This window comes from Bradyrhizobium sp. P5_C12 (genome assembly GCF_054049735.1).
The window spans coordinates 1-1,344 of record NZ_JBFULU010000125.1 but is presented as its reverse complement, the minus strand read 5'-3'; the positions used below and the strand labels follow the sequence as shown (position 1 = coordinate 1,344).

Genomic DNA, 1,344 nt, shown 5'->3' with positions numbered 1-1,344 from the left:
CTTCAAACCTGTCGTCAGGCACGATCCACGAGTGACTCGTCTGGGACACTTCTTGCGCCGTACTAATATCGATGAGCTTCCGCAGTTGTTCAATGTCCTGGCCGGCGACATGTCGCTCGTCGGGCCCCGTCCACACGCGACCTCGCAAAACGAGGTGTTCGCTGAGCTTATTTCGTCGTTTTCCCGTCGCCACAACGTCAAGCCAGGCATTACCGGTTGGGCTCAGGTCAACGGTCACCGCGGCGACACCGATACCCTCGAGAAGATGCAGCGGCGTGTGGAGCACGATCTATACTATATCGACAACTGGTCGCTCCTTCTCGATCTCAAAATCATAGTCATGACCTTTCTTTCAAGAAAGGTGTATTGGAATGCCTATTGACGCCTTTCCGTCTGCTGCACACCTTCTACTGATCGCCCTTCGATTTAGCTGGGTAGCCGCTGCGGAATCGTCCAAGAACGCCTATGATAATTTTCGCCACGTGCTGCGTAAGACGGAAGCCACGCGAATTGCCGCACGAGTTTGAGCATCCACTATCAGGCTGGTAGGAAAATCTTGCAGAACAACAGGACCGATAATTGGATGAATCGCGACGATAGGCGGCCTGAATATCGTCCAGGGCCGGTTGTGTCGCTGGCAGAAGTCCTGGCCGTGCTGGCATTCTTACGACGACATGTACCGATCATATCGCTGACAGGTTTCGCGGCGCTTGGCGTTGCTGCACTTTACCTCATCACCGCGGTACCGACGTTCACCGCCAAGGCGCTACTGATCGTAAACTCGAGAGGGAACCTTGTAGACGCTGCGGCAACGTCAACGGTCGTGGAAAGCCAGATCGGAATCATGAAGTCTGAGAGCATCGCTAGCGCCGTGATCGAGAAGCTCGGCCTTGCTCAAGACCCGGAATTTGCGACCGGCCAAGGTGGCGGCATGATATCCGGGCTGCTCGGCTGGAGTAAGCCGGCGACGGAAGCGAGCGCCGCGCGGTATGCCGTGGAACGGTTCGAACGCAAGCTCTCGGCCAAGCGTGTCGGCCCTACGTATCTTGTCGAGATTACTTTCGATTCCAGAGATCCTGATCGAGCGGCGCAGATCCTAAACGCCGTTGCAGAAAAATATATTACCCGTCAAATGGACTCGGCTGGCTTGCAAGACGAGAAATGGGTTAAGGATCGACTGAACGAATTGAGCACTCAAGCATTAGCTGCCCAAAAGGCATTGGACGATTATAGTAAGAATCGGAAAGATCCGGCGGATTCAGCTGCTACGATCGATAAATTGGCAGCCGCTGCGGAAACATCAAAAAGCGCCTATGATAATTTTCGCCGCGTGCTGCGTAAGAC

2 protein-coding genes are annotated in these 1,344 nt (G+C 54.5%); both read left to right on the top strand.

Annotation, left to right across the window (positions count from 1 at the left end; translation table 11 throughout):
• A partial coding sequence (locus ACXJMY_RS37890) for a sugar transferase (protein ID WP_456624451.1) occupies positions 1 to 382 on the top strand: 382 nt, incomplete at its 5' end.
• A gap of 201 nt (positions 383 to 583) precedes the next feature.
• On the top strand, positions 584 to 1,344 hold a 761-nt coding region (locus ACXJMY_RS37885), incomplete at its 3' end, for a Wzz/FepE/Etk N-terminal domain-containing protein (RefSeq protein ID WP_456624450.1).